Below are 25,149 nucleotides of genomic sequence, written 5' to 3'. Positions count from 1 at the left end.
CCATACGCCGGAGTTGTGATGCTTCTCATCACAATCTCCACGCAGAAACGCACCATACGCCGGAGTTGTGATGCTTCTCGTCACAATCTCCACGCAGAGACGCACCATACGCCGGAGTTGTGATGATTCTCGTCACAATCTCCACGCAGAAACGCACCATACGCCGGTGTTGTGATGCTTCTCGTCACAATCTCCACGCAGAAACGCATCATACGCTAGAGTTGTGACGTTTCTCATCACAAAAAAAGGTTAGGCGGATGCTACTCCCGCCTAACCTTTTGCGCGTTCTCCCAGCAATCGCGGCACAATAGAGGCATCGACCGTTCGCGAACCGATAGGACCGTGGAAGACGACACCTTGCCGCGTCCCGTGAAAGTCCGATCCCCCGGTCGCAAGCTTGCCCGCCTTGGCCGCCATTCGCGAATATCGATGCTCGGCAACCTCGTCGTGATCCGAATGGAACGCTTCAATCCCATCCGCTCCGCCGAACTCTAGCAACCGCTCGACAAGATCGTCTTTGCGGTACAAGCCGGGATGCGCTACGACAGCGACGCCGCTCGCCTCGTGAATCCAACGGATCGCCTCCTCCGGCGCTATGCGCGGAGGAACGATATGCGCGGCGCCGCCTTCTCCCAAGTAGCGGTCGAACGCGTCTCTCATATCTGCCGCAAATCCTCGCCGGACAAGCACATCCGCGATATGCGGCCGGCCGATGGAGCCGTCCCCTCTCGGAGAAGCTTGCGCCTCTGCCGCAACTTCCTCCATCGTAATCGGCATTCCCAGCTCGTTAAGCCGAGCCACGATCCGCTCATTCCTCTTTCCGCGTACGGATCTAAGCTCCTCAAGCCTCCCTAGCAGATCAGGATCCCGCCACGAAATTCCGTACCCGAGGATGTGAATGTCCGTTCCATTCTCCGCCGTACTGATTTCCACTCCGGGAACGACGACGATTCCGTATCGTGCCCCTGCATCCAACGCTTCAGAAATGCCAGCTACCGTATCATGATCGGTAATGGCCACGGCCGCCAATCCCGCTTCGGCGGCCAGCCTAACGTTGTCGGTCGGCGATTGCTTTCCGTCCGACGCGGTCGTATGCGTATGCAAATCAGCTCTATTCACGCGACACGCCCCTTATCTCCTGCAATAGCGCGGCAGCCGGCATCGACGCCAAAGCCGATTTCAGCCGGACGGCAAAAAACTGCCTGCGGAACTCGACGCCGCGAATCCGCACCTTTTTCAAATAACCCAATTCGATCTCGCGCTTAATTGCCCATTCGGACAGAACGGACAGGCCGAGCCCGGCTTCGACCGCGGACTTGATAGCTCCCGTACTGCCGAAATCGCTGACGACGCGAAGCGAGTCCCCATGCACTCCATGGCGCAGAAGCTCATCTTCCATCACCTGCCGCGTACCCGAGCCTTGCTCCCTTAGAACGAGCGGCTGCGCGATCACCTCTGCAAGCTCCACTTCCTCCCTCGCGGCAAAAGGGTGCTCCGCCGAGGCGACGAGAACGAGCTCATCGTTCATAACCGGCTCCGTATGAAAGCCCGGCTCGTCGCATGGAGCTTCAATCAGGCCAAAGTCCAGCCCTTGGCTCCCGATCGCATCGATAATGTCGGTCGTATTCATAACCTTCATGCTGACGGATACGTCCGGATACCGGCGTAAAAAAGCGCCCAGCATCGGAGGAAGCACGTACTCCCCGATCGTCAGACTGGCTCCGAACTTCAGACGCCCCTTCAAATCCTCCACGAACTTCGCCATAAGCGTGTCCGTATCACGCATTAGCTCTACCGCCTTGCGCGCTTGCGGCAGCAAGCAATGGCCGGCTTCCGTCAGCATCAGCTTTTTCGTCGATCGGTTCAATAGCTTGGTTCCGAATCTTTCCTCCAACGCCTGTACCTGCATCGTTACCGCGGGCTGCGTCATGTGCAGCGCCTGCGCTGCCGCCGAGAACGTACCCCGCTCCGCGACCGTATAAAAAATGTGCAGTTGATGCACGTTAAGCGCCATCATTCTACCGCCTTTTTACGTCTATGTAACCGAATTATAGCATACTTGACGCCGACCGAAGCCGAAAAACGAAAACCGCCCCGTTCTCCCTCGGGAGAAACGAAGCGGCGGACTATTCCTTCAACGGCGTTTGCGATTGTTTTTGATAAGGGTCATTCTCCTGGAATGCCTCAGCCATGAATAATACGTTTTCAAATCTCGGAGCTCCATCGTCTCGGACATGCGTCCGAGAAAGGTGACGACGATCATCTTATGCAACGGGTTGCCAAGAAGATCCACGTCCTTCTCCGAGACGGAAAATTCGGCTACGAAAACGAGATCGTCGTCAATGGTGTATACATCCTGTTCGTTCCTGTAGTAGGAGATGATGCGATCTTCCTTCAAGCATTCCCACATATACTGGGCGATATCGGAATAGCCGGTTTTTTCGCTCTCCACGCGATCGGTCCAACGTTGACGGGCATGGTTGGTAATGATGATATCGACGACCCGTTTGTCACCGAGTACGACATGAAAGGGCTCATAGGTGTTCCAACGTTCCGTATGTTTATCCTTCACCGGCTATCCCTCCCCCAATTTTAGGTCTTTAGACCCACATATGGAATTACAGCTAGGTAGTTACGTACATTTTAACGCACTTATTCGAGACTATTCAACAAAAATTTAAAAGTGAACCAACTGTTCCATCTAATGGATAGACATTCTGCTATACAAAAAAGGTCTCCTTCAGGAGACCTTGACGACTTGTCGGCACCGCTTCTACAAGCTGTAAAAGCGGGTCTTATCGGGTACGTTCTTCTCGTATTCCGTCTTGATCTCGTTGCGGTAGGAACGTTCGATCTTGCGCACGTAAGGAAGGCGCTGCAAATTGCGCACCGCTTCCTCCGCCGCATCCGCGTTCATATACATCACAGCGTAATTCATCTTTCGGGACATATAATGAACCGTACCGTATTTATCCAGCCCTCTTGCCGCCTTTATGTCGCTGACCCACACGATATAACCTGTCCGTTCGGCAAACATGACGCTTCCTCCGATTTCCACACTATATTGCCCTTTCGCGCCAGGCAAGGGGCCGAATCAACCGCAGCCGCCGGAGCCGCACGAGCAGCTTCCGCCGGAACCGCATCCTTTTGGATTCGGGTTATTGTCAGGCACTTTGATCGTATCGGATACGGCTCTGGCGATCGAGAGCGACACTTCGTGAAGCAGCTCGTCCAACGCTTCCTCCGCAGCCTTGAATCTTAGCACGGGCTCGAGCAAATCCATCTGGGCTTGGAGCTCGTATACTTGCTCCAGCGCTTCGTTGTAATCCGGATGAAACCGGCCGAAGCGTTCGCACTCCGCAAACTTATCTTTGGCTTTGGCGAACAGCCGCTTGAATGCAAGCACTTGCTCGTCCTTGTCCGCAACTTCTTTCCAATAAACATAATCCGCCGCGACAGCGGATTGCTTAATCATGTCTCCCAGCTCGTAGGCGCGGGACAGAAGGTCCGCCATATCCGCGGGCGCTTCCTCCGTAACGCCAGTCGCCGCAGGGAGGGATTCCGTTATACCGGCCACGGGGCCCACCTCTCCTTATGGCGAATGTAAATTCTTTTCCTATCATACCACAAACGGGCGATAGACGGTCAACTTCGATCTCGCGTCATCGCCGCTCGGAATCGAGAGACGGGATGAGGATCATCAGCTCGGAAAAATCGCCCGAAGAAACCGTAACGGCTTCTTTATCGAGGAGAACTTCCGAATCGGGGAAAGCTTTCCACCAGCCTTGCACCCGCCAATCGTCTTCCCCCGACTCCAGCAGGCGCGGCACGAACGCCGCGGGCTTTCCATCCCGGATGATGCGAACGGACGCCCCCCAATCGATCGCCTGGCGAATCATTTGCCGGCATGTGGAGCTATGGTAAGTTCTTGATTCCCCGATCCAGACCGACGGAATGTCCCTCATTCCGGGAAACAGCTCTTCGGGCTTGGGGAAGAATCGATCGGGCTCGTAAAAGGAAAGGACATGGCGGCAATAAATCCATCCTTCCGAACGGACGTCTTTTGATGCCGAAGCGCCGCTCTTCTCCTTTTTTGCCGCACGTTCTGCCGCTCCCCCTTCCGACGGCGGAAGTCCCAGCTTCTCCAGCATTCTTATCGCTGCTTTCACGTCTTCGCTTCGAACGATGTAATCCCGGCTGCCGATTTTTTCGACGATTATTCCGGAAAGAGCAGCGTCTCTCTCCAGCAAATCGGCTGCCCGATCGTCGGCAGCGCGCAGCAGCGTAACGTCCTGAAACCATACTTGGCCAAGGGAGCCGAAGCAATCCCGCAAAAGATCGCTCACCGGCTGCGGGAGAGGCGTTCCCGAGCGCGATTCAAGAAACTCGGCAACCGATTCGGCGGTATAGCCCGCCGAGCTTGCCCGCTTGCAGGAGGATGGAGTGATCCGGTAGACGAACAACGTATCGGCGGATACGCGATCCGCCAGCTTCTCCAGCCGCCATCTGTCGGCCAAGCCAGTTTCCGGAGGAACGATAATTTCCGCGTCAGGCTGCACGTAAATGTAGGACGGACAGCCTTCTTCTCCAGCCATCGCAGCCCTATTCGTTTCGCAGCAAGGCTCCTTCAAGAAATCGAGCTCACGGCTCCATCTGAACGCCGCGCGATCGGCCAGCGATCCTCGCTGAAGCCAGCCGAAGGAGGCAAGCAAGCCCAACCAGCTATCCAACGCTTCGCCATCGCAGCCCGCTGCAATGAAAGCTTCTTCCGTATGCCAGCCGAATGGCTGTAACGAAGCGATAATGGATGCTGCAAGGTGGAGCTCACGATGCGCGGATGCATACCGGTTTACCGCTAGGCGATGAAGCGCCGTATCCGCTTCGATTGCCTGGCGCGATAACCAGGCATCCATTCCTTCTTTGTCAATGCGGATGGATTCGTTCTCCCGCTCAAGCGTCCCTAGGCAAAAACCGATATCGAGAGCGAGAGCAACCTGAGGAGCGAGCTGATCGCTTCCCGGATACGAAAATCCGAACCGGACAAGCTCTTCCGAGGAAAGCCGCAGTCCGGCTTCGACGCGCGCTGCCGACGGCTTGCCGGGAACTCCTTTTGACGTAAGGCTTAAGCCGCGGCTTCCTATGATTGACCAGCAGGTAAGCAGTTCCAGGGAGAGAGGCAGTCGGAACGGAGCATCCGCAGGAACGACGAGAGCCGCTTCATCCCGCTCAAGAGGCTCGCTTGTCGGCCGGAAGAGCAGCCGCTCCCACAGCGGGTACATGTCGGTCGGCAAGTACAGCAGCTGCTCCCCTCCGATTTTGCGAACGGCGAATAAGACGCCCGAGCGGCGAAGCTTTGCCGTTCCAACACGAATTTCCGCTCCGGACAGCGACGTTCTATCGTGCAAGGCAGCCGTACGCTCGAGATTTTCTCTCTCGAAAGGCTCGGCTGCATACGTTCTCAGCAGGAGACGAAGCGTCTCGACGGCAGGTTCTTCCGCTCGGTCTCGCTCCTCGCTCAGCCATGCTGCGGCCCATCGTCGCGAGGATAAGATTTCATCCAGCCGCTCGCCAGATTTCAGCCGGTCTCGGACAATCGCACTCGATGCGATCAGCTTGCGAATCGATTCCGGAAGCCGTTCTACCGATGGCTTGACGTCCAAGGCTCGTCCTCCTTTCTATTCATCCTCTGCCCGAGCTTCCAATTGCTCGCGATCGATCGAATAAGTGTATCCTTGCTCTATCAAGAACCGCCCCCGGTTTCGGGCAAAGTCCACTTCGTCCGTCCCTTCGCTCACCAGCGAATAGAACGTAGCGTTCGAACCGTCCTTCTTCGGCCGCAAAATGCGGCCAAGCCGCTGCGCTTCTTCCTGACGGGAGCCAAAGCTGCCCGATAATTGAATGGCGACGGCGGCATCGGGAAGATCGACGGCGAAATTGGCTACTTTGGAGACGAGCAGCACCCCAATTTCGCCGCGATTGAAGCGATCGAAAACCATTCTGCGTTCCTTATGGGGCATCTCTCCGGTGACGAGAGGAAGCGCTAGCTCGCGCGACAGCCCGTGCAGCTGATCGAGATACTGTCCGATAACAAGCGTAGGTATGCCTTCGTGTCGGCTGAGAAGACGGCGGACGACTTTCGTTTTGACCGGATTTTCTCCTGCAATTCGATGGCGAGCCCTAACGGTCGCGCTCCGATAGCGATCAATCGTCCGATCTCCCATCGGCACGCGAATTTCCGTACAGGTCGCTTCCGCAATCCACTTTTGGGCTTCCAGCTGCTTCCACGGCACATCGTATTTTTTGGGACCGATCAGCGCAAAAACATCTTCCTCGCGCCCGTCCTCCCGGACGAGAGTCGCTGTGAGGCCAAGCCTTCGCGTCGCCTGGATATCCGCCGTCATCCGGAAGACGGGAGCCGGGAGCAAGTGCACCTCGTCGTATATGATCAGTCCCCAGTCGCGATCGACGAACAGCTTCCAGTGAGGATAAGGCGCGTCTTTGGAACGTCGGTGCGTCAGCACTTGGTAAGTGGCAACCGTTACCGGACGCACTTGCTTGGCGGTGCCGGTATACTCACCGATTTCATTCTCGGACAGCGACGTATTGGCTCGCAGCTCCCTGATCCATTGCGTAACGGACACCGCGTTAGGGGTCAATATAAGAGTCTCGCACTGCAGACGAACGAGCGTCTCCATGCCTACCCATGTTTTCCCCGCTCCGCATGGAAGAACGACGACACCGCTGCCGCCGCCTTGCGCCGATTGACCGAGAAAAGCATCCACGGCGGCGGACTGGTAGTCTCTTAGCCGAACGGGGCGCCCGTTATCGGTCTGTAATGAGCGCATGGAAAGGGAGAGCGCTTCCCCCGACCGGAAACCGGCCTCGTCCAATACCGGATATCCCCGCGCCGCCAGCTCCCTTTTTACGAAGCCTCGCGCTTCCGCCTTCAACGTTAAGCCAGACGATTCGTTCGTCTTCGAAACCCATGCCGCAATGTCCGGCCAATCCGCGATTTCTCGCAGCAACTGCTCCGAATTCGACCGCAATACGAGGTTATTGTCTTCTCTGTCAAGCCGCAGCAATCCGTATCGGCCCAGTTGAGTGCGAATCTCCTTCTCCAGCTCTCCGGGCAGACCGTACCGGGCGCTTTCCGCAAGCTCGCTGACCGCTCGATCGGCCGTCCAGCCGGCCGCGGCGGCGTTCCATAGCGTAACGGGAGTGAGCCTGTACGTATGCAGTGGTCCCGGCCTTTTCTGCAGCTCGGCCAGCTGGCGCAGCGTCTCTCTTGTCTCTTCGTAACGGGGATGTCTCTCGTCAAGCAAAATCGTTCCGTCGGATTGAATAAGCAGAGGCGGCGGTACGCCCACAATCGATAACCTCCCTGCACGCGTTTCTTTTCCCCCATGATGTCCAGTTCCGCCGCTTTCGATTCCATGAAAAAAAGATTCGCCTTCGGCCGAAGCCGAAAGACGAATCTTTTCGTCAGTTAATGCGTAATCGATTGTCCGTGCTCGTGCTCGGATATTCCGCTGAGCGCCTGCCCCGCCTCGTTCACGAAAATTTCCCGAACCGCCATATCACCGATCGACACGACGCCCTTTAGCTCGCCGTTCTCGACGACAGGCAATCGGCGGATTTGCTCCGATGCCATGATCGATACCGCCTCGTCCACGGACACGTTGGGGGATATCGTTCTCGCGCCTTCCGTCAGTACGTCCATGACCGAGGTCGAGCCCGAATGCTTGCCTGCATAACCTCGAATGACGAGATCGCGGTCGGTAATGACGCCGAGGAGCTTATTGCCTTCCACGACGGGAACGAACCCGATATCGTGATCCCTCATCAGAACGGCCGCTTCGTAAATGTTGTCCTGCGGCGTTACCGTCACGCAGTCGGAAGACATAATGTCGGCGATTTTTCTCATCGTTGAATTTTCGACCTCCTTTTGCCACTTCAATCGTATCGTAGCCAAAAGAAAGGATTATCATTCGAAAAATGAACGATTCCCGCTTATTGATCCGATCGGGCCGAATCGTCCGCTACGGCGATAAGCAGCCTTGCCGCGATCAGCATCGCCCTCTCGTCGACATCGAAGCGCGGATGGTGATGAGGCGCGCTCGATCCGTCCTCGAAGCCCGCTCCCACGAAAAAGAAGCAGCCCGGTTTGCGGCGCAAATAATAGGAAAAGTCCTCGCCTGCCATGATCCGTTCGCAGCGAACCGCATTCGCCTCGCCAAGCAACGGAACCGCCACCCGGAAAAAACGTTCCGTTTCTTTATCGTCGTTAACGACCGGAGGATAGCCTTCGATAAACTGGAGCGTGTACTGCGTGCCGTGAAGCTCGCACGTATGCTTGACGATCGCTTCGAGCCGCGAGCGTACCTGGGCCCTCACCTCTTCGGTGAACGAGCGAATCGTTCCGCTAAGCCGGCATCTCTCCGCAATAATATTGTTCGCGGTACCCGCCGACAGCCTGCCTACGGATACGACGGCCGCATCCAAAGGATTTACGCTTCGCGAGACAATCGTCTGCAGCGCAGTCACCAGCGCGGCTCCAGCCAGCAGGGCGTCCGCGCATTGATGCGGAAGACCGGCATGTCCCCCTCGGCCGACGATCTCGATCTCGAATTCGTCCGGAGCCGCCATGAACGGACCCGAGCGGGTCACTGCCATGCCATACGGAGTCGGCGACCATAGATGGATGCCGTAAACCGCGTCCGCCTCGTCCAACGCGCCGGCCTCGATCATCGCGACAGCTCCGCCGGGAAGCACTTCCTCGCCAGGCTGAAACAGAAATAGGCGACTCCCTTCCGTCTCTTCCCGGTGCATGCTGTAATACTTCGCAACCGCTAGAAGCTCGGACGTATGGGCATCGTGTCCGCACGCATGCATGACGCCGGGAACGGTCGAAGAATATTCGCATTCCTTCTCGTCCTGAATCGGCAAAGCGTCGATATCAGCCCTAAGCGCGATGCTCCTTCCCGGAAGACCTCCCCTCAAGAGGGCGGTTACTCCCGTTCCGGCTACTCCGCGCTTCACTTCAAGCCCCCACGACTCAAGCAAATCCGCAATCATGCGGGAAGTTTCGTGCTCCATGAACGACAGCTCCGGATTTTTATGCAGATGCCGGCGCCACTTCACCATGTCGCCGTAGAGCGACGCAATCGTGTTCTCGTGCAATGCCATGGCAGCGCCTCCTCGTCCGTAAAATCGTATTTTAACTATTGTATCAGAAACAAACACCGTCCGTAACCGTCGCCCAGTCTCCTTTCCGTGAAATATTGTCAACGAACGTTCGAACTTGAGAGCTCGGGCAGGCTTGCAGAACGATATTAAACCGTCTATGATGGAGGGTGAAACGAAGGCTTTTTTTCGACCTTTCGAAGGAGGAACCATCATGATTCTTGAAAACACGGGATTGAATGGACTGCGCAGCGACTTGGCCCATCTAGACGAGTCCGGCGACAAGCTTGGGTTCGTGCGTTGGCAGTGGGAATATCGCCGCGCTACATATGATTTGAAGCTGCAGGACCGCCAAAGCGGCCAAGACTACTTCCTTCGCGTGAACACTCGCGCGGTCGAAGGCAAGCTCGAAGATCCGGACACTGTATTGGAGGTAGAAGCGGTCTATATCGGAAGGGCTACGTTCCGCACGGTCTCGACTATTCCACTCCAATCCCGCAACCGATTTTGAACGCGGCTACCGAGCGGGTCCAGGCATTGAAGAAGCTGCTCGCTTGATGAGCCGGGGGGATCGGAGATGAAGACCCCGGCCCCGCAACAGGGGCAAAGAGGCGCCCCTGATTTTTTACTGCTCATTTTAACGCTTCTTCTCGTAGGCTTCGGCATCGTCATGGTGTTCAGCGCAAGCTCGAGCATGTCTGTCGTGGAGAAGAAGTACGGGTTCGATGCATTGTATTTTACGAAGCGCCAGTTGATATGGGCAGGGTTGGGTTCTTTTATAATGCTTTTTCTTATGAATATCCCTTACACCGCCTACAAAAAACTGTACAAGCCTTACATGCTCATGACGATCGCGCTGCTGTTCATCGTACTGATCGTCGCCGAAAAAACGAACGGCGCCCGAAGCTGGCTCGGAATCGGCAGCTTTGGCGTTCAGCCTACCGAATTCGCGAAGCTGGCGATCATTCTCTATTTGGCCGCCATCATTGCCAAGAAGGATGAAAAGTTCCGGGAATTCAGGCGCGGGCTGCTGCCTGTCATGATCGTCGTAGGGTTTATCGCCTTCCTGATCATGCTGCAGCCCGATGTCGGGTCGTGCGCCATTCTCGTGCTTTGCGCCTCGTCCATCATTTTGGCCGGCGGATCGAACTTGAAGCATGTCTTTCTGTCCGCCGGCGTTCTGATCGGAATAGCGTTGCTTGGAACGAGCCTCTATTTGCTCATGAACCGGATGCGAACGGCGGCTATCGTCTGGCGCGGTTTACGGCGTTCATGGATCCGCTGGCCGATTCCCAAGGAACAGGCTACCACCTGTCCCGTTCGCTCGAAGCGTTCGGACACGGCGGGTTGACGGGCGCGGGTCTGGGCCATAGCGTTCAGAAGCTGTTTTATTTGCCTTATGCGTACAACGATTTTATTTTCGCCGTTATCGGGGAAGAGCTCGGATTTCTCGGAACGACCGTCTTCCTGCTCTTCTACATGCTATTCCTTTGGCGGGCGCTGGTTGTCTCCTTGCGCTGTCCCGACATATACGGAACTCTTGTCGGAGTCGGAATCGTGTCGCTTCTCGGCATTCAAGCACTTGTGAACATGGGCGGTGTAAGCGGAGCTATTCCTCTTACGGGGGTTACTCTTCCCTTCGTCAGCTATGGAGGCTCGTCCCTGCTCATGACATTGATGGCGATCGGCGTCCTGCTGAGCATATCGCGGGAGTACAATCGAGTCGATCGGGACAAGGATCGCAAGACGGTGCATACGAAAACACACGCACGAGCGCACACAAGAGCATAAACAATTGAGACGGTTGTTGGGAGAATTATTCCTGACAGCCGTTTTTTTGTGCGGCGCTATCACGAGGATTTCGGCGAATGTGTGGGACGGATTCCCTTTGTGCGGCGCTCAGCCGATCTCGTCCCGCTACGTACGCGCAAAAAAAACGGCCACGCAAGCTTAACGCCTGCATGGCCGTTTTTGGATTATTTCACCCGATTTGCCGCTTCTTCCGTCTCTTCTTCCTTAAAGGCGACGCCTTCGATCTTGACGTTAACTTCGACGACGCGAAGGCCCGTCATATTCTCGACGTTGTCCCGGACGTTCTCTTGAAGACGGCGTCCGACCTCTTGGATCGGAATGCCGTATTGCACGACGATTCTCAAATCGATGGCGGCTTCGAGCTGTCCAACCTCGACGGAGACGCCCTTCTGGGCGTTGCGTCCGCTCAGACGCTTGGCCAAGCCCTCGGAAATGCCGCCCGACATGGCGGCTACTCCCGACGTCTCGAGCGCAGCTAGACCTGCGATGGTCGCGACGACGTCATCGGATATTCGAATGAGTCCTTGCTGCAGTTGTTCCGTCATACGGCTCACTCTCCCGAAAGAAAACTGTGATGCTTCCATTGTACTGGAACGCCCCGCCATAAGCAACCGAATCCAATAGAACCATCATTTACTTCATGGGTACATTTGGGTATAGTAATGATTGGCAGCTAACCCTTATCCCAACTCTATCGAGGTGCATCGAACGTTGAAAAAATTGTTTTTTCCCCTGTTAATCGCAACCTTCATCCTAAGCGGCTTGTCCCACTATATGCATTGGGGCCCGATTACGGAATTCGTCATTTCCGCGATCGCGATCGTGTTCGTAGCCGGATTTCTGGGCAAAGCGACGGAAGCGGTCGCCCACTACGCGGGACAGCGGCTCGGCGGCTTCCTGAACGCGACGTTCGGCAACGCGGCCGAACTGATCATCGCTTTCTTCCTAATTAAAGAAGGCATGTTCGACATCGTCAAAGCGAGCCTCACCGGTTCTATCATCGGAAACTTGCTGCTCGTGCTCGGAGCCAGCGCGTTAGCGGGCGGTCTGAAATTCAAAGAGCAAAAATTCAACATCCATTTGGCCGGCCAGAACGCTTCGCTCATGCTGCTCGCGGTTATCGCCTTGTTCATCCCGGCTATATTCGTCAAGACGGAGCATATCCCGGAGAAAGATACGCTGATGTTAAGCCTCATCGTTTCCGGCGCTCTTATTCTGGCCTACGTCGGCTGGCTCATTTACTCCATGATCACCCACAAGGATATGCTGGAGGATCAAGAGGAAACGCAGCCCGCTCACGGCGAAGAACCGGCATGGTCCAAAGGAAAAGCGATTCTGTACCTCGTCCTCGCTACTGTTATGGTCGGCTTCGTCAGCGAATGGCTTGTCCATACGCTCGATACGTTCACAACCAAATTCGGGTTGTCCGAGCTGTTCATCGGTGCGTTCGTCGTAGCGATCGTCGGCAACGCGGCCGAGCACAGCGCCGCCATCATGCTCGCCCGGAAAAACAAAATGGGCGCGGCCGTCGAAATCGCTGTCGGAAGCAGCTTGCAGATCGCCCTCTTCGTAGCGCCTGTTCTTGTCTTCGTAAGCATGTTTTTCAAAGACCATATGAACCTGATCTTCACGACGGTCGAGCTTGCGGCCATCGGGGTTGCGGCGCTAATCGCCACCTCGATATCCAGGGACGGCTCCACAACCTGGTATGAAGGCAAGCTGCTGCTCATCGTTTACGCCATACTCGGCGTCGCCTTCTTCTTCGTCTAACGAAGGAGGCCCGCAGCGAAACCAACCGGCCCGGCCCTCTTCATCAGAGGATGCCGGGCCGATTTTCGTTACGACTATACCGTCGAATTGCGAAGCATTCGATAAGAGGCCGCTCCGTATAGGAGGATCAACGGAATAAGCCATGCAGATAAGCCAAGCGCCGTTTGATCGGAGAGCCAATCGCCAATCGGCTTATACCATTCCAGATAGACGACCGCGTACCCAAGCGTAGTTCCGACAACCAAGAGCAGCAGGAAGAAAATCGATATTCCCTTCCGTCCGAAGCGGCGAAATAGACTGGCTAAGACAAAGCCCAGAAAATACAAATGGAGCATATTGAGAAAACTGACGCTGAGCTGCTCGTAAATCGGCCCGTCCGAGAAATACGGCAAATGGAAGTAGTGAAGCTTGACGCCCCAGCCGGATGTCGCGTTCTCCAGCGTGCTGAGCAGATAGAGAATAGCTCCCGTTATTACGCTGACCAGAACGGCCGTTGCTGCCGTGCCAAAGAAGTAATCTTTTCTTGTAACGCTGAAGCCGAGCGCGAACGGAAACGTCTGACTAACCGTGATCATCGAAATAATGCCCGTGTAAACATAAATCGAAGCCAGCCCGCCCGTGTACAATCCGCCTTCTTCGTCGATCAACGCGCTAATGATTAAATTGATGAAAAAGCTCGATCCTAAAATAATCAAAGGCAAGTAGAGCCAAAAAAATCGATCATTCGTATGCATCCGAATGATACTCGCCGTCCGGTTCATAGTGCCGCCTCCTCGTTCATCGGCGTTTTTGAGCCGCCGCTCGTCAGGTGCACGATCAACTGCTGCAGCGTGACGGGCGTTATTTCGAGGCCGAGCGCTTCCGCCCGCCTTCTCTCCTTCGTCTCAAGCCCGCTATAAAACGTCGCAGATGCGATTCCGCCCATATTTTCGCTTCCGATCTTTTCTTTCCCGATTGAAAACTCCGCTACTTTTGCCGCAGGTCCGACAACCTTATATGCCTGGCCGCGCAATCGCTCTGCGTCTTCGTCCAGCAGCAGGCGTCCTCCGTCTATTAACAGAATGTGCTCGAGAAGACGGCTTACTTCATCGATCAGATGCGTAGACAGCACGATAGTCCGCGGGAATTCCGCATAATCCTCAAGAAGACGGTCGTAGAACAACGATCTGGCGACTGCGTCCAAGCCGATATACGGCTCGTCGAAAATCGTGAGCGGCGCGCGGCTTGCAAGGCCGACGATTATGCCTACGGAGGAGAGCATCCCGCGGGAAAGCTTCTTCATCTTGCGGTCGAGCGGCAGCCGAAAATCGTCCAACAGCCGCGACGCAAACTCCCTGTCCCAGCCTTTGAATCGAGACTCCGCGAATTTCAGCACGTCATCAACCCGATAATGGTCCGGATATTTCTGGCTTTCCTTGATGAAGCATACTCTTTCCAGCACGCGATCGTTCTCGTACGGCCGTTCGCCGAACACCGAGATTTCCCCGCTTGTCAAAAACTGCTGGGCCGCGATCATGTGCATGATTGTCGTTTTTCCCGCTCCGTTTCGGCCAAGCAAGCCGTATATTTTGCCTTCTTCCAAAGCGAAGCTGACCTCGTTGACGGCCTTCACCTTCCCGAACGACTTCGTAAGCCGTTTCGCCTCGACCACGTAGCTCATTGCGTCTCGTCCCCTTTCTGGATCATCCATGTCAGCTGCTCTCTTGTAATTCCCAGCTTTTCCGCTTCGCGAATCATAGACACGACGTATTGCTCGTAAAACTGCGTTTTCCGCTTTTCTATTAGCAGCTCTCTCGTCCCGGACGCAACGAACATTCCGATGCCGCGCTTTTTATACAGCACACCCTGATCCACCAACAAATTGACCCCCTTCGCGGCAGTCGCCGGATTAATCTGATAGAAAGAAGCAAATTGGTTCGTGGAAGGCACTTGCGCCTCTTCCGACAACGTTCCGTCGATGATGTCGTTCTCGATCCGTTCGGCGATTTGCATGAAAATCGGACGGCTGTCGTCGATAAGCTCGCTCATTTGTTCACCACCACATTGGTTAATTACTCTTGTAACTAACCATATATCCTTTTTCATCTTTTGTCAAAGTGCATTTCTAAAAATGGGCAAAAAAAAGAGCGGTTTCCCTAAGGAAACTACTCTTTACTGTTGCGTTCCATCGCTTCGTATAACAACGCCAGATTGCGTTCCAACTGGCTGATCAGTTGCTTGCCGGCGCCTTCCTCCATCAAACCAGCCCGTACCGCGAAATCGACCGCACGCGAGAAGCCGTACATTTGCGTGTCCAGCACTTCTTCGTAAAGCGGGCATTTGCGGGTCGCCAGGTTTTCCATCTGGATGGCGATCAGTTTCTCGATTTTGTCGGCATCTTCCTGAAGAAGACGGATCGCCTTCTGGTTCAGGTGTTCGATCGTATCCGATGAAGCCATTGCCACTCCCCCTGTGCCCTTGCTCCCATTGATCGTTATCCCTTTTATATTAGACGAAAACGCGAAGAAGTACAAGGTCGGCGGCGCAGGAAGCGGCTAAAATAACGCAAAACGCCCCGCCGAAAAGGACGGGACGTCGGGGATGATGCTAAATCAGTCCACAACCGCTACGTTCAAGTTGTGTTTGGAGAAGACAGCCGCCAATTCTTTTTTGGCTTCTTCGGCATCCGGTCCATGTACGTGAAGCTCGTAGGAAAGCCCGCCCACAAGCGTAGTGAACAGTCCGAGAATGCTTTTTACGTCGATGTACTTGTTTTCCGCCTGGAGAACGATTGAAGAACGGAACTTGTTGGCGGTTTGGGACAGTTCCACAATTGCCGCGTTGTTGGACATGGAAATCCCTCCAAAAGATAGGGTGTATGTTTTTCCCCTCCATCATACCTTGTCAGACGGAAGACGTGCAAGGGGAAACAATTTTTTATTTCAACGCGTCGGGATTTAGCCCTTTGAGCTCCTTCAGGACGAACAGGCCGTCTTTGCGAATGAGCACGTCGTCGAAATACACTTCCCCCCCGCCATACTCGGGGCGTTGAATAAGAACGAGATCCCAGTGGATCGACGAACGGTTGCCGTTGTCCGTCACCTCGTAAGCCTGACCCGGAGTGAAATGCAGGCTGCCGGCTATTTTCTCGTCGAACAGCGTGTCTTTCATCGGATGCAAAATAAACGGATTAAAGCCCAGGCTGAATTCGCCGATATAACGGCTCCTTCGTCGCTGTCCAACAGCGCGTTAATCCGCTCTGTATCGTTCGCCGTCGCTTCGACGATTTTGCCGTTCTCGAACGTGAATTTAATATTCTCGTAGGTAAAGCCGTTATAGACGCTCGGCGTATTGTAAGCCAGCGTGCCGTTCACGGAATTGCGAACGGGGCAGGAATACACTTCGCCGTCCGGAATGTTCCGTTCTCCCGAACATTTTTGCGCGCCGATCCCTTTGATGGAAAATGTAAGATCCGTCCCCGGGGAGACGATCCGGACTTTGTCGGTACGTTCCATCAAAGCTTGAAGAGGATCCATCGCCTTGTCCATCTTCGCATAATCGAGGTTGCAGACGTCGAAGTAAAAATCCTCGAACGCTTCCGTGCTCATGTTTGCAAGCTGGGCCATGGACGAATTCGGATAGCGCAGAACGACCCACTTCGTCTTCTTGACCCGCTGCTCCATATGTACGGGATGCCGGTACAGCTTGTCGTACAGCTTATACTTGTCGGGCGAAGCGTCGGACAGCTCGTTGACATTCTCGCCCGCCCGAATGCCGATGTAAGCGTGCATGCTCTTCATCCGTTCAAGATCATAAGAAGCCCACGTCTCCATCTGCTCGGGAGTTGCGTTGTTGACGAGCGCGCGTTCGACGGTTTTGTCCGTAATTTCGACGAAGGGCCGCGCTCCGCGTTTCGCCACTTCTTCGATACAGCATTTCAACAGCTCCCTCTCGGAGCCGATCATCTCGATCAATACATTCTCGCCGGGCTGCGCATCGATGGAATAGCCCACCAAATTTGCAGCCAATCGTTGAATTCGCGGATCTCTCATTGGCGCCATTCTCCTTCGGATTTCGTTAACTCCTTAGTCCTTCCCTATTGTATCACTCTGGGGGTTTCGGAGGAAATTCGTCTCCGACACTCTTCTTTCTTCACGCGGCTTCCCCTGCCAGGTGTAGCTTAGCTTCGTCTCTTCCTTCAGCCTGCTCGGAAACCAGGTTCTCCGGTCTGCCGTCCATACGCACTCGGTCTCGGCGCTAAGCGTGGACAGGGCGGCGGCGAGCGTCTTGTCGGCGTCCCGCAGGACGGCTTCCGCTTCCGCTTTGCGGGCTCCGCCAAGCTTCGATTCGTTCAAGGAGTCGCGCAATTGGGCCATCTCCGCTTTCAAGCCGTCGGCCATTCGTTGCCTTGCACTCTCGTCCGTAAGCCGTATTCGAAAAACGACCGCAGCGGGGGACGCTGCAGCCTCGTCATAGGAAATCGTCGCCGTACCGTTCTCCAGCGCCTTCAGCAGCTGAAACGGGTGCAAGGACGCCGAGCCTTCTTTTTCCGTATTCGCCGTCGTCAGCTCGCCCTGCGAAGCTCCGGCCCCATTCCACTTGATGTTCAACAATCCATGGTCCGACACTTCTCCTTTGTAAGTCGAACGTCCGGCCACGAAGCCGGAGACGCCGACGACGGCCACTTCTCCCGTAAACCCGTAATGATCGGTTCCGGACAAAGCGGAAGCGGATCTTGCGAACGCCTGATCGGCAGGCAATTCCGTCTTAGCTCCAAGACAGCCGGACAGACCGGCGCCGCACAACGCAAGCCAGGCCGCTTGGCGAATAACCGCTTGAAATCCCACAGTGCACCACCGCCTTCCTTGTTTCGTATCGTCTCCCCTATCTTTTCGTTTATTCCCGTTCATCCGTCCTTGCCAAATAAAAAGCCGTCTCTCCAATCGTCCATATGGACGCCGGAGAGACGGCTATCATTATGCGCTTGCGTATTATTCGAACGTTTAACCCGCTTCGACGCGGTTGCGACCGTTGTTCTTCGCTTCGTAAAGCGCCATGTCCGCCCTGTAAAACAAGGACTCTACGCTAATCTTATCGTCGGAGGAATGCCATTCGGAAATTCCGCAGGAAACCGTGACTTGCGGATCCGTCTCCAGCTCCACTCGTTCGCGAATCCGTTCCGCCACCCGTCCGGTCTGTTCAAGACCGAGCTGGGGCAAATAAATCGCCAGCTCCTCGCCGCCCCATCTTGCCGCGATGTCGCCTTCGCGAATCGAACTGCGAATAATGTTACTCACCTGGATGAGGATGCTGTCGCCGACCTGATGCCCGTACGTATCGTTGATTCGCTTGAAATGATCGATGTCCACCAGAATAAGCGAGCCGGAGGCGTCTTTCTTCAGCTTGCGACCGATCCGCTCGTTCAAATAATGCCGGGCGAACAGTCCCGTCAAATTGTCGGTAATGACCATTCTTCGCACTTCGGCATGCAGGCTGGCATTGGACATCGCAAGACCAAGGTGCGTCGACAATACTTGAAGCAGCTTGTAGTTCTCGTAAGAAAAATGATTCGCGTGCTGCTTGCCGATAAGAACGGCTCCGATAATGTTTCCGTTAAGCAGCAGCGGCGACGCCAGCAGGGAACGGGAGCTCGTCACTTCCATGAACATGGATGTGACGGGCGTAGCCGAACGATAGTCGGATAAAATGATCGGTTCCTTCGTATCCCAGATAACACCACAAAATCCATAATCGCTCGAGAAAGTCTCGCCGATTAATTCCGGTACGTTAGCGGCCATGATGACGAATTCGTTGTTCGAAGCGTCTAGCTGCAAAATGCAGCAATAATCCGCGTTAAAAATATGCAGCAGCTCCGCGGAGGCGAATTGCATCGTGTCGGTGAGGCGCAGGCTGCGATTCAACTGCTGAGTCAGCTCGTTGATGATGCGAAGCTCGCCGATGAGAACGTTGGCATGCTCGTGAAGCTTCGCTTTCTCGAACGCGGCTCCCGCCGTTCCGGCCAGCATGGTCAAAAACCGCAAATCGTCGTCGTCAAAATTGTTCTCCGGCGTATCGAGACGAAGAACGCCGTAGACGCCTTGCTTGCCCGTTAGAGGCATGGCGACGAGATGGCGGCCGCCCGCCCTTTCCTCTCGCACTTGGCCGTCCAAAAATGCATGTCGGCACAAATCCATGTCGAGCTCGTGAAAAGCGAGCGGCTTTACTTTCTCGTTCGCGCTCGAATAGTCCTGGGACAGGAACAGATCGGCCCGGCAGAACGGATATAGCTTCTCCAGACTGTCCAGTACCTCGGACAGCACGTTCTCCACGTCGATATGGCCGTTCAGTCGGCGCATGACCTCGAAAAGAATGTCCCGCCGTCTTTGCTCTCTGCGAGATTGCTTCTGCTCGCTCAGCATTCCGTTGACGAACATGCTCTCAAAGCGCCGATAAACGCAGCTCCGGTAATGCAAGGCGGCCGCTTGGAGAAGGCTTAGCTCCTCCTGCTTTGCCGTCCCTGCAGGCAACAAGCAGACGACGACGCCGAACGCCACCCCTTTGATCCGGGTAAAAATCGGAACCGCGATCGAATCGGAGGACCGCAAGAAGGACGAGGCGTGCTTGTCCGAATTGATGAGCGCAGGTTCCATTCTATCGAGAGCCTCGCTGACCGCCGTCGTTCCGATCAATTTGGCATCCCACGATTCGGGAAACCAGCCGTCTCCATGCTGAATGACGGTCTTGCCGCTCGGCTGAACGATCGAAAGACGTCCTCTCAGCCATGGAAATCCATCGGATTCCCCAAGCCAATCCAGGAAAGCGTCCGTTAATAAAGGCTGAATATATGGCAAATCCGCTTCGGTCAAATCTTGTTCGGCGAGCCACGAAGGCAAATGCTGACGGGAAACGCTCCAAACCGGCGAACGCGCGCTTGTTTCATTATTACTGCCTTGCATCCCGTCACCTCCGGTTTCCGCTTCCATTTCTTCCATCATACAATGAAAGCGCGAATTTTGCACTACTTAGTCCTATAGACCAAGAACTTTAGGCCTAACGCTCGCAAACAAAAAAACGAACGCGTCTGCAACCGCAATAAAGCTATTTTACTTGACATCCCGTCTGCGTATTTTATAATATAACTTGATGAATATTGGGCTTAGCGTTTGTGTCACCCTCACGGGCTTCCCACCGTCCGGCTGCGGCTGAACATCCTGACGGGACCGAGCAATTCGGTTCGGCGAAATCCGGCACTAGCCAAACCCCATTTTCAAAAATTCCCTTTTGAAAAAGGAGTCTGCATACTATGTCACGCTATACTGGTCCCAAGTTTAAATTGAGCCGCCGTCTGGGCATTTCCCTGAGCGGATCCGGAAAAGAATTGAAACGCGCTTTCCCTCCGGGACAGCACGGTGCTAACCAACGCCGCAAAGTAAGCGGCTACGGCTTGCAACTGATGGAAAAACAAAAGCTTCGCCACATGTACGGACTGAACGAGAAGCAATTCCGCAACTTGTTCGACCGCGCATCGAAGCTGCAAGGTAAAGCCGGCGAGAACTTCTTCTTCCTGCTTGAAAGCCGCCTTGACAACCTCGTATACCGTCTCGGCTGGTCCAACTCCCGTTACGGCGCGCGTCAGCTTGTGTCGCACGGTCACATTACCGTCAACGGCAAAAAAGTCGACATCGCTTCCTACACGGTTGTACCGGGCGACGTTATCGGTCTTCGCGAGCGCAGCCGCGGACTGAAAACGATCAAAGAAGCGATCGAAGGCCGCCATCACCTGCCGGGCTACATCGACTTCAACGCCAACGCCATGGAAGGCAAGTACGTTCGCCTGCCAGAGCGCGGCGAGCTGTCCCAAGACATCGAAGAACAACAAATCGTCGAGTTCTACAGCCGTTAATCGACGGACGTCTGCTCGCGAACGAAACACCCCGATCTTCTCGATCGGGGTGTTTTTTTTATCCGCATACCCGACTCCCTATTGACAATGATAATGAGAATTACTATCATCTGTTTGGGGTTACTTTTTTTAAGGGCGGGTGCAGGCATGACCAAGATCAAATACTGCTGCAGAAACTTCAAAGCGAAGGGCTCTAAAGCCGTATACAAGGCGTTCAAGCGCGAATATCCTGAATTCAAGCACAAGAAGAAGGATTGCATCGGCAGCTGCAAGGCATGCACGAAGCAGTGCATGGCGCTCATCGGCAAATCCGATCTCGTCCTCGCCCCACTCCCGAGAAGCTTTACGAAAAGCTAAAACGCCGAATAGGCTGATTCATCAAAATGTGGTACACTTTTCGGTAGGCATTCCCATCCAAAACATACCGAGGTGTGTACTATGATGAAAGACACGTTGCACGAAGCGCTCAACGAACAACTGAATTTCGAATTATACTCCGCGCACGTCTACCTGGCTATGGCCGCGTACTGTTCCGGCGAAAGCTTGGACGGCTTCGCTAATTTCTTCGTCGTTCAAGCCGAGGAGGAGCGATTCCATGCCTCCAAAATATACAAATATTTGAACGATCGCGGCAAACGCGTTAATCTGACCGGCATGAGCGATCCGCTTAACGAATATTCGTCGATTCTTGATGCGTTCGAACATGCCTTCGAGCATGAAAAAGAAGTAACCCGCCGCATCTACCATCTGTCGGATTTGGCTCTTAACGATCGGGAGCACGCAACGATTCAATTCCTCAAATGGTTCATCGACGAGCAAGTCGAGGAAGAATCCATGTTCGACAGCATCATTCACAAGCTTAAGCGCATCGACAAGGACAGCAACGCCTTCTTCATGCTCGATGCCGAGTTCTTGCAGCGGGCATTTACGCCGCCGGCCGCCGAATAACGACTCTCTGTCCTATCCGTGCAAGCCCTTCGGTCCTCTTCCCGGGACCGGAGGGCTTTTTTTACTATTGGCGAACACTCCCTAGCCGCTCTCGCGAGGAGGCGAAACCATGGGTAAATATGCTATAATAGTTCTGTTTGTTGAAGGAGGCCTTATTAATGAATAAATCCAATCTACCCCTCCTGCGCCGAACCGTAAGGGCGAAGGCTTTCGAACAGCCGGCAAAATCGCCGCTTTCACGGTGCTGTGGCTCGTCTTGTTCGGCGTATTGGCCGGGCTCGCCGGCGCTGGAGCCGTAACGGGGTATATCGCCGCGCTCGTTAAGGACGATCCGGTGCGCAGCCAAGCTTTGATCGAGGAGAAAATCAACGAAAACTCGCTTACAGGGTTCGCTTATTTTCGCGACAACTCATTGATCGGCCAGCTTCGAACGGAAGAAGACCGCCGGCCCGTTACTTACGAGCAAATTCCGAAGTCGATCATCGACGCGGTTGTCGCCACGGAGGATAAAAACTTCTTCTCTCACGTCGGAATCGACACGAACGGCTTATTCCGTGCCGTCAAGCAGCAGCTGCTCAACGAGAGCGTCCAGACGGGCGGAAGTACGATTACGCAGCAGCTTGCCAGACAAGTGTTCCTGACGCTCGACCAGACGACGAGCCGCAAAGCGAAGGAAATTTTTCTGTCCCTTCGACTCGAACGATACTTGAGCAAGCCGCAGATCATTACCGCTTACTTGAACAAGGTACCTTACGGTAACGGCTCGTCCGGCTATAATCTGTACGGGATCAAAGCGGCGGCCAAAGGGATATTCGGCAAAGATCTCGCCGACCTCAACCTCGCTCAATCGGCATACTTGGCGGGTCTCCCGCAGCTGCCGTCGCTCTACTCGGCGTTCACCAGCAAGGGAGAATTCAACGAGAAGAAGTTCAACCGCGCGGTAGAACGCCAGAAGCTCGTCCTTCGCCGAATGCTGGAGGAAGGCAAAATTTCGCAAGCCGAGCACGACGAGGCGGCCGGCTTCGACCTCTTCAAGTCGCTGGCCAAGCCGTCCGAAAAAGCTTATAACACCTATCCTTACCTCATGCTGGAAGTCGAACGGCAAGCCGCAGAGCAGCTTGTCCTTACGCAAAACCCGGATTTGACGCTCGCCGATCTGAAGAAGAAGGAGAACGACTCCCTCATCGAGGATGCGCGTATGCAACTGCTCCGGGGCGGCTACAAAGTAACGACTACCATCGATAAGAAAGTGTACGATCTCATGCATGACATCGCCGAGAATCCGGAGAACTTCTCTCCCGACAACCGGATCAAGGGCGTCGAGCAGACGGCTGCCGTCATGCTGGACCATAAGACCGGTGCCATTCTTGGCATGATTGAAGGCCGCGATTTCCACATCGAGCAGATGAATTTCGCGACCCAAATGACTCGTCAGCCGGGCTCCGCTATGAAACCGATCGGCGCCTATCTTCCGGCGATCGAAAAAGGACTTATCCAGCCCGCGAGCGTTCTTGACGATTCGCCGGTCATTCTCGACAATGCCGGAACGAGCAAGCATATTCCGAAAAACTCCAACGGCAAATATTCGGGTCTCGTCACCGCACGCACGGCGCTCAACAAATCGCTCAACGTGCCCGCCCTCAAAATTTTTCTGGACAAGGTTACGATACCCGAAGCATGGAAGTACGTTCAATCGCTCGGCATCACGACCTTGACCGAGGACGACTATCACGCGCAAACCGGCGTTATCGGCGGTCTGAAGTACGGCGTGTCCGTCGAAGAGCTGACGAATGCATACGGGGCCATCGCCAACAAGGGCATTTTCAACGACGCTTATTTGATCGAGAAGATCGAGACGGCCGACGGAAAGCCCGTATACACGCACAAAGCCGATCCCAAACGGGTAGCCTCGGAGCAGTCCGCTTACTTGATGACGGACATGCTCGGAACGGTCGTCACGAACGGAACCGCGACAATGGTCAAAAACAATTTCAAAAATTTCGGCAAAATACCGATCGCGGGCAAAACCGGAACGACGCAAAATTACGGCGATGTCTGGTTCGAAGGGTTCACCCCGGACATGACGCTTGGAGTATGGGTAGGCTACGAAAAACAAATCCATACTTTGTCCAAGGCAGGCCACGATCGTGCCAAGCTTATCTGGGCCAAGATCATGTCCTCGGTAACGGATGCCAAGCCCGAGCTTTTCCCGACGAAATCGTTCGCTAAGCCAAGCGGGCTCGTAACGATGACCGTTTCCAGCGTCAGCGGCAAGCTTCCGACCGAGCTGACGAGAGAGGCCGGTATGCTTGTCAGCGACATCTTCAACAAGAAGTTCATCCCGACCGAAGAGGATGACGCCCTCGTTAAGATGAAGGTCATCTCTTACAACGGAGTCAATTACGTTCCGCTCCCGGAGACGCCGGAGGATCTTCTCCGAGACGCCATCGTCGTCAAACGCGAAAAGCCTCTCGACGAGCTGATGGAGGAGCTGCAGGTCGCGCTAGGGAAAACGGCGGCCAATACAAGAAAACCGCTGGCCTATTACTTGCCTACGGATGCGAAGGACAGCGCCCCGTCCAAAACGGACCCTCGCAAGGACGACGGCAGCGCGCCTCCTGCGCCCGGCAATATTGCGGCCGAGACGCTGAACGGCCAGATCCGGATTTCGTTCGCGGCCGTAGCTCCTTCAGACGTAGCCGGTTATCGCTTATACCGCTCATCCAATGGCGGCGCATATGAAAAAATCGAAAAATCGATTCTGACCGGCGAAGAAACGAAGTTTTTGACAAGCTTGCCCGCCGGCGTTACGTACAGCTATTACGTCACCGCGGTCGATGTTGTCGGTCAGGAATCGAAGCCGAGCGAAATCGTCAATTCGAGAGGCGAGCTGTCGGAGCCCGATCCGAACATGCCGTTGCCGGGCACCGGAAACGGTAACGGCAACGGCAACGGCAACGGAGGCACAACTACCAATCCGGGAACGGAAGGCGGCTCCGGAACGACAGGCAATCCGAATGACGGCGCCCCTTCCGCCCCAACGGGATTGAAAGGGCAAACGAGCGAAATCGGCGTTACGCTGTCTTGGAACGACAATCCTGGAACCGATCAAATAAGCCTGTACCAGGTATGGTACAGCGCAACGGAGAACGGCAAGTACAAGCTGCTCGGCTCCTCGGACTCAGCAGGCTTCGAGTACATCGCTCCGCTGACGGCAGGCTGGTATCGCATCGTTGCCGTCAATGCGGCGGGAAGCGAATCGACCCCGTCAGCATCCCTGGAAGTAAAGGCAGCCAACTAACCCGCTTCTAGATGAAAGTCAAAAAAATCACCCGAGACCGCATGGTCAAGGGTGATTTTTTTGTTGTTCGTTCTCGGCCTATTCCTTGATGTTCGCCCGAATCCAAAACTCGGTATCCGACTGCTGGAACTCCCAATAGTCGCTCTGTTCTTCGCCGCCGCCGGAAATAATCGTTTCAAACCGTACATTCTCGTGAAGCAATACTTGCGGAGCCGTGTATGCCCATTCGTTCGGCCTGTTCAACAGACTCACC

The 25,149-nt window shown here is 54.8% G+C and carries 25 protein-coding genes and 2 pseudogenes; 8 read left to right on the top strand and 19 right to left on the bottom strand.

What is annotated here, in order from left to right; all coding sequences use genetic code 11:
- Positions 1-270 precede the first annotated feature (270 nt).
- The 9 genes from D3H35_RS07265 to D3H35_RS07225 form a co-directional block, all read right to left on the bottom strand.
- The gene (locus D3H35_RS07265) at positions 271-1,119 is read right to left on the bottom strand and encodes a PHP domain-containing protein (RefSeq protein ID WP_119148418.1); all 849 of its coding nucleotides are present in this window, start codon (positions 1,117-1,119) and stop codon (positions 271-273) included.
- The gene (locus D3H35_RS07260) at positions 1,112-2,014 is read right to left on the bottom strand and encodes a LysR family transcriptional regulator (protein ID WP_119148417.1); all 903 of its coding nucleotides are present in this window, start codon (positions 2,012-2,014) and stop codon (positions 1,112-1,114) included. Before D3H35_RS07260 ends, D3H35_RS07265 begins: the two co-directional genes overlap by 8 nt.
- 120 nt (positions 2,015-2,134) lie before the next feature.
- A complete protein-coding gene (locus D3H35_RS07255) occupies positions 2,135-2,572 on the bottom strand; it encodes a hypothetical protein (protein WP_119148416.1) in 438 nt (145 codons plus the stop codon).
- Positions 2,573-2,773: 201 nt separating this feature from the next.
- Entirely contained in the window at positions 2,774-3,037 is a 264-nt protein-coding gene (locus tag D3H35_RS07250; RefSeq protein WP_119148537.1) for a YlbG family protein, read from the bottom strand.
- Between the two features lie 57 nt (positions 3,038-3,094).
- A complete protein-coding gene (locus D3H35_RS07245) occupies positions 3,095-3,577 on the bottom strand; it encodes a YlbF/YmcA family competence regulator (RefSeq protein WP_233567804.1) in 483 nt (160 codons plus the stop codon).
- Positions 3,578-3,662: 85 nt separating this feature from the next.
- Complete coding sequence (locus D3H35_RS07240; RefSeq protein WP_119148415.1) at positions 3,663-5,660, bottom strand: helicase-associated domain-containing protein; 1,998 nt, start codon at positions 5,658-5,660, stop codon at positions 3,663-3,665.
- A 15-nt stretch (positions 5,661-5,675) separates the two neighbouring features.
- Entirely contained in the window at positions 5,676-7,367 is a 1,692-nt protein-coding gene (locus D3H35_RS07235; protein ID WP_199728488.1) for a DNA repair helicase XPB, read from the bottom strand.
- Positions 7,368-7,486: 119 nt separating this feature from the next.
- Positions 7,487-7,924: a CBS domain-containing protein gene (locus D3H35_RS07230; RefSeq protein ID WP_119148413.1), complete on the bottom strand. Its 438-nt coding sequence runs from the start codon at positions 7,922-7,924 to the stop codon at positions 7,487-7,489.
- A gap of 86 nt (positions 7,925-8,010) precedes the next feature.
- Positions 8,011-9,186 (bottom strand): M20 metallopeptidase family protein, encoded by a 1,176-nt coding sequence (locus D3H35_RS07225; protein ID WP_119148412.1) that lies wholly within the window; start codon positions 9,184-9,186, stop codon positions 8,011-8,013.
- Positions 9,187-9,397: 211 nt separating this feature from the next.
- Here D3H35_RS07225 and D3H35_RS07220 point away from each other — a divergent pair.
- The 3 genes and pseudogenes from D3H35_RS07220 to D3H35_RS34055 all read left to right on the top strand — a co-directional run bounded on the left by D3H35_RS07220 (position 9,398) and on the right by D3H35_RS34055 (position 10,974).
- Positions 9,398-9,741, top strand: a pseudogene (locus D3H35_RS07220) (YugN family protein).
- A gap of 19 nt (positions 9,742-9,760) precedes the next feature.
- Positions 9,761-10,534, top strand: coding sequence for an FtsW/RodA/SpoVE family cell cycle protein (locus D3H35_RS34060; protein WP_325050022.1), 774 nt, complete (start codon positions 9,761-9,763; stop codon positions 10,532-10,534).
- Positions 10,456-10,974 carry an FtsW/RodA/SpoVE family cell cycle protein gene (locus tag D3H35_RS34055; RefSeq protein WP_325050021.1) on the top strand — a complete coding sequence of 173 codons (519 nt, stop codon included), beginning with the start codon at positions 10,456-10,458 and terminating at the stop codon, positions 10,972-10,974. Before D3H35_RS34060 ends, D3H35_RS34055 begins: the two co-directional genes overlap by 79 nt.
- A 185-nt stretch (positions 10,975-11,159) precedes the next feature.
- On the opposite strand, the gene D3H35_RS07210 is transcribed toward D3H35_RS34055, so the two are convergent.
- Positions 11,160-11,540, bottom strand: coding sequence for an Asp23/Gls24 family envelope stress response protein (locus tag D3H35_RS07210; RefSeq protein ID WP_119148411.1), 381 nt, complete (start codon positions 11,538-11,540; stop codon positions 11,160-11,162).
- A gap of 166 nt (positions 11,541-11,706) precedes the next feature.
- Between D3H35_RS07210 and cax the strand changes: the two genes are divergently transcribed.
- A complete protein-coding gene (gene cax / locus D3H35_RS07205) occupies positions 11,707-12,765 on the top strand; it encodes a calcium/proton exchanger (RefSeq protein ID WP_119148410.1) in 1,059 nt (352 codons plus the stop codon).
- 74 nt (positions 12,766-12,839) lie between these two features.
- Here cax and D3H35_RS07200 read toward each other — a convergent pair whose 3' ends face one another.
- The 8 genes and pseudogenes from D3H35_RS07200 to D3H35_RS07165 all read right to left on the bottom strand — a co-directional run bounded on the left by D3H35_RS07200 (position 12,840) and on the right by D3H35_RS07165 (position 19,700).
- Positions 12,840-13,526, bottom strand: a complete 687-nt coding sequence (locus D3H35_RS07200) for a hypothetical protein (RefSeq protein ID WP_119148409.1) — start codon at positions 13,524-13,526, stop codon at positions 12,840-12,842.
- Complete coding sequence (locus D3H35_RS07195; RefSeq protein WP_119148408.1) at positions 13,523-14,425, bottom strand: ABC transporter ATP-binding protein; 903 nt, start codon at positions 14,423-14,425, stop codon at positions 13,523-13,525. The genes D3H35_RS07200 and D3H35_RS07195 overlap by 4 nt, the downstream gene beginning before the upstream one ends.
- Complete coding sequence (locus tag D3H35_RS07190) at positions 14,422-14,793, bottom strand: GntR family transcriptional regulator (RefSeq protein WP_119148407.1); 372 nt, start codon at positions 14,791-14,793, stop codon at positions 14,422-14,424. Before D3H35_RS07190 ends, D3H35_RS07195 begins: the two co-directional genes overlap by 4 nt.
- A 116-nt stretch (positions 14,794-14,909) precedes the next feature.
- Positions 14,910-15,203, bottom strand: a complete 294-nt coding sequence (locus D3H35_RS07185; RefSeq protein WP_119148406.1) for a YlaN family protein — start codon at positions 15,201-15,203, stop codon at positions 14,910-14,912.
- A gap of 153 nt (positions 15,204-15,356) precedes the next feature.
- Complete coding sequence (locus D3H35_RS07180) at positions 15,357-15,596, bottom strand: HPr family phosphocarrier protein (protein WP_119148405.1); 240 nt, start codon at positions 15,594-15,596, stop codon at positions 15,357-15,359.
- 85 nt (positions 15,597-15,681) lie between these two features.
- Positions 15,682-16,796, bottom strand: a pseudogene (locus D3H35_RS07175) (aminopeptidase).
- Between the two features lie 33 nt (positions 16,797-16,829).
- Complete coding sequence (locus D3H35_RS07170) at positions 16,830-17,591, bottom strand: hypothetical protein (protein WP_119148404.1); 762 nt, start codon at positions 17,589-17,591, stop codon at positions 16,830-16,832.
- A gap of 156 nt (positions 17,592-17,747) precedes the next feature.
- On the bottom strand, positions 17,748-19,700 hold the full coding sequence (locus D3H35_RS07165; protein ID WP_119148403.1) for a sensor domain-containing diguanylate cyclase: 1,953 nt from the start codon (positions 19,698-19,700) through the stop codon (positions 17,748-17,750).
- 347 nt (positions 19,701-20,047) lie between these two features.
- Between D3H35_RS07165 and rpsD the strand changes: the two genes are divergently transcribed.
- The 4 genes from rpsD (at position 20,048) to D3H35_RS07145 (ending at position 24,896) form a co-directional block, all read left to right on the top strand.
- Entirely contained in the window at positions 20,048-20,647 is a 600-nt protein-coding gene (gene rpsD, locus D3H35_RS07160; RefSeq protein ID WP_119148402.1) for a 30S ribosomal protein S4, read from the top strand.
- Positions 20,648-20,794: 147 nt separating this feature from the next.
- Positions 20,795-21,004, top strand: a complete 210-nt coding sequence (locus D3H35_RS07155; protein WP_233567803.1) for a hypothetical protein — start codon at positions 20,795-20,797, stop codon at positions 21,002-21,004.
- Positions 21,005-21,088: 84 nt separating this feature from the next.
- The gene (locus D3H35_RS07150) at positions 21,089-21,595 is read left to right on the top strand and encodes a ferritin (RefSeq protein ID WP_119148535.1); all 507 of its coding nucleotides are present in this window, start codon (positions 21,089-21,091) and stop codon (positions 21,593-21,595) included.
- 241 nt (positions 21,596-21,836) lie between these two features.
- A complete protein-coding gene (locus tag D3H35_RS07145; protein WP_233567802.1) occupies positions 21,837-24,896 on the top strand; it encodes a penicillin-binding protein 1A in 3,060 nt (1,019 codons plus the stop codon).
- 78 nt (positions 24,897-24,974) lie between these two features.
- Here D3H35_RS07145 and D3H35_RS30615 read toward each other — a convergent pair whose 3' ends face one another.
- Positions 24,975-25,139 carry a hypothetical protein gene (locus D3H35_RS30615; RefSeq protein ID WP_158593981.1) on the bottom strand — a complete coding sequence of 55 codons (165 nt, stop codon included), beginning with the start codon at positions 25,137-25,139 and terminating at the stop codon, positions 24,975-24,977.
- Between the last annotated feature and the right edge of the window lie 10 nt (positions 25,140-25,149).

Source organism: Cohnella faecalis, assembly GCF_003570905.1.
GTDB classification, from domain to species: domain Bacteria; phylum Bacillota; class Bacilli; order Paenibacillales; family Paenibacillaceae; genus Cohnella; species Cohnella faecalis.
The sequence above is the reverse complement of the archived record's forward strand: the minus strand, read 5'-3'. Positions and strand labels throughout refer to the sequence as shown.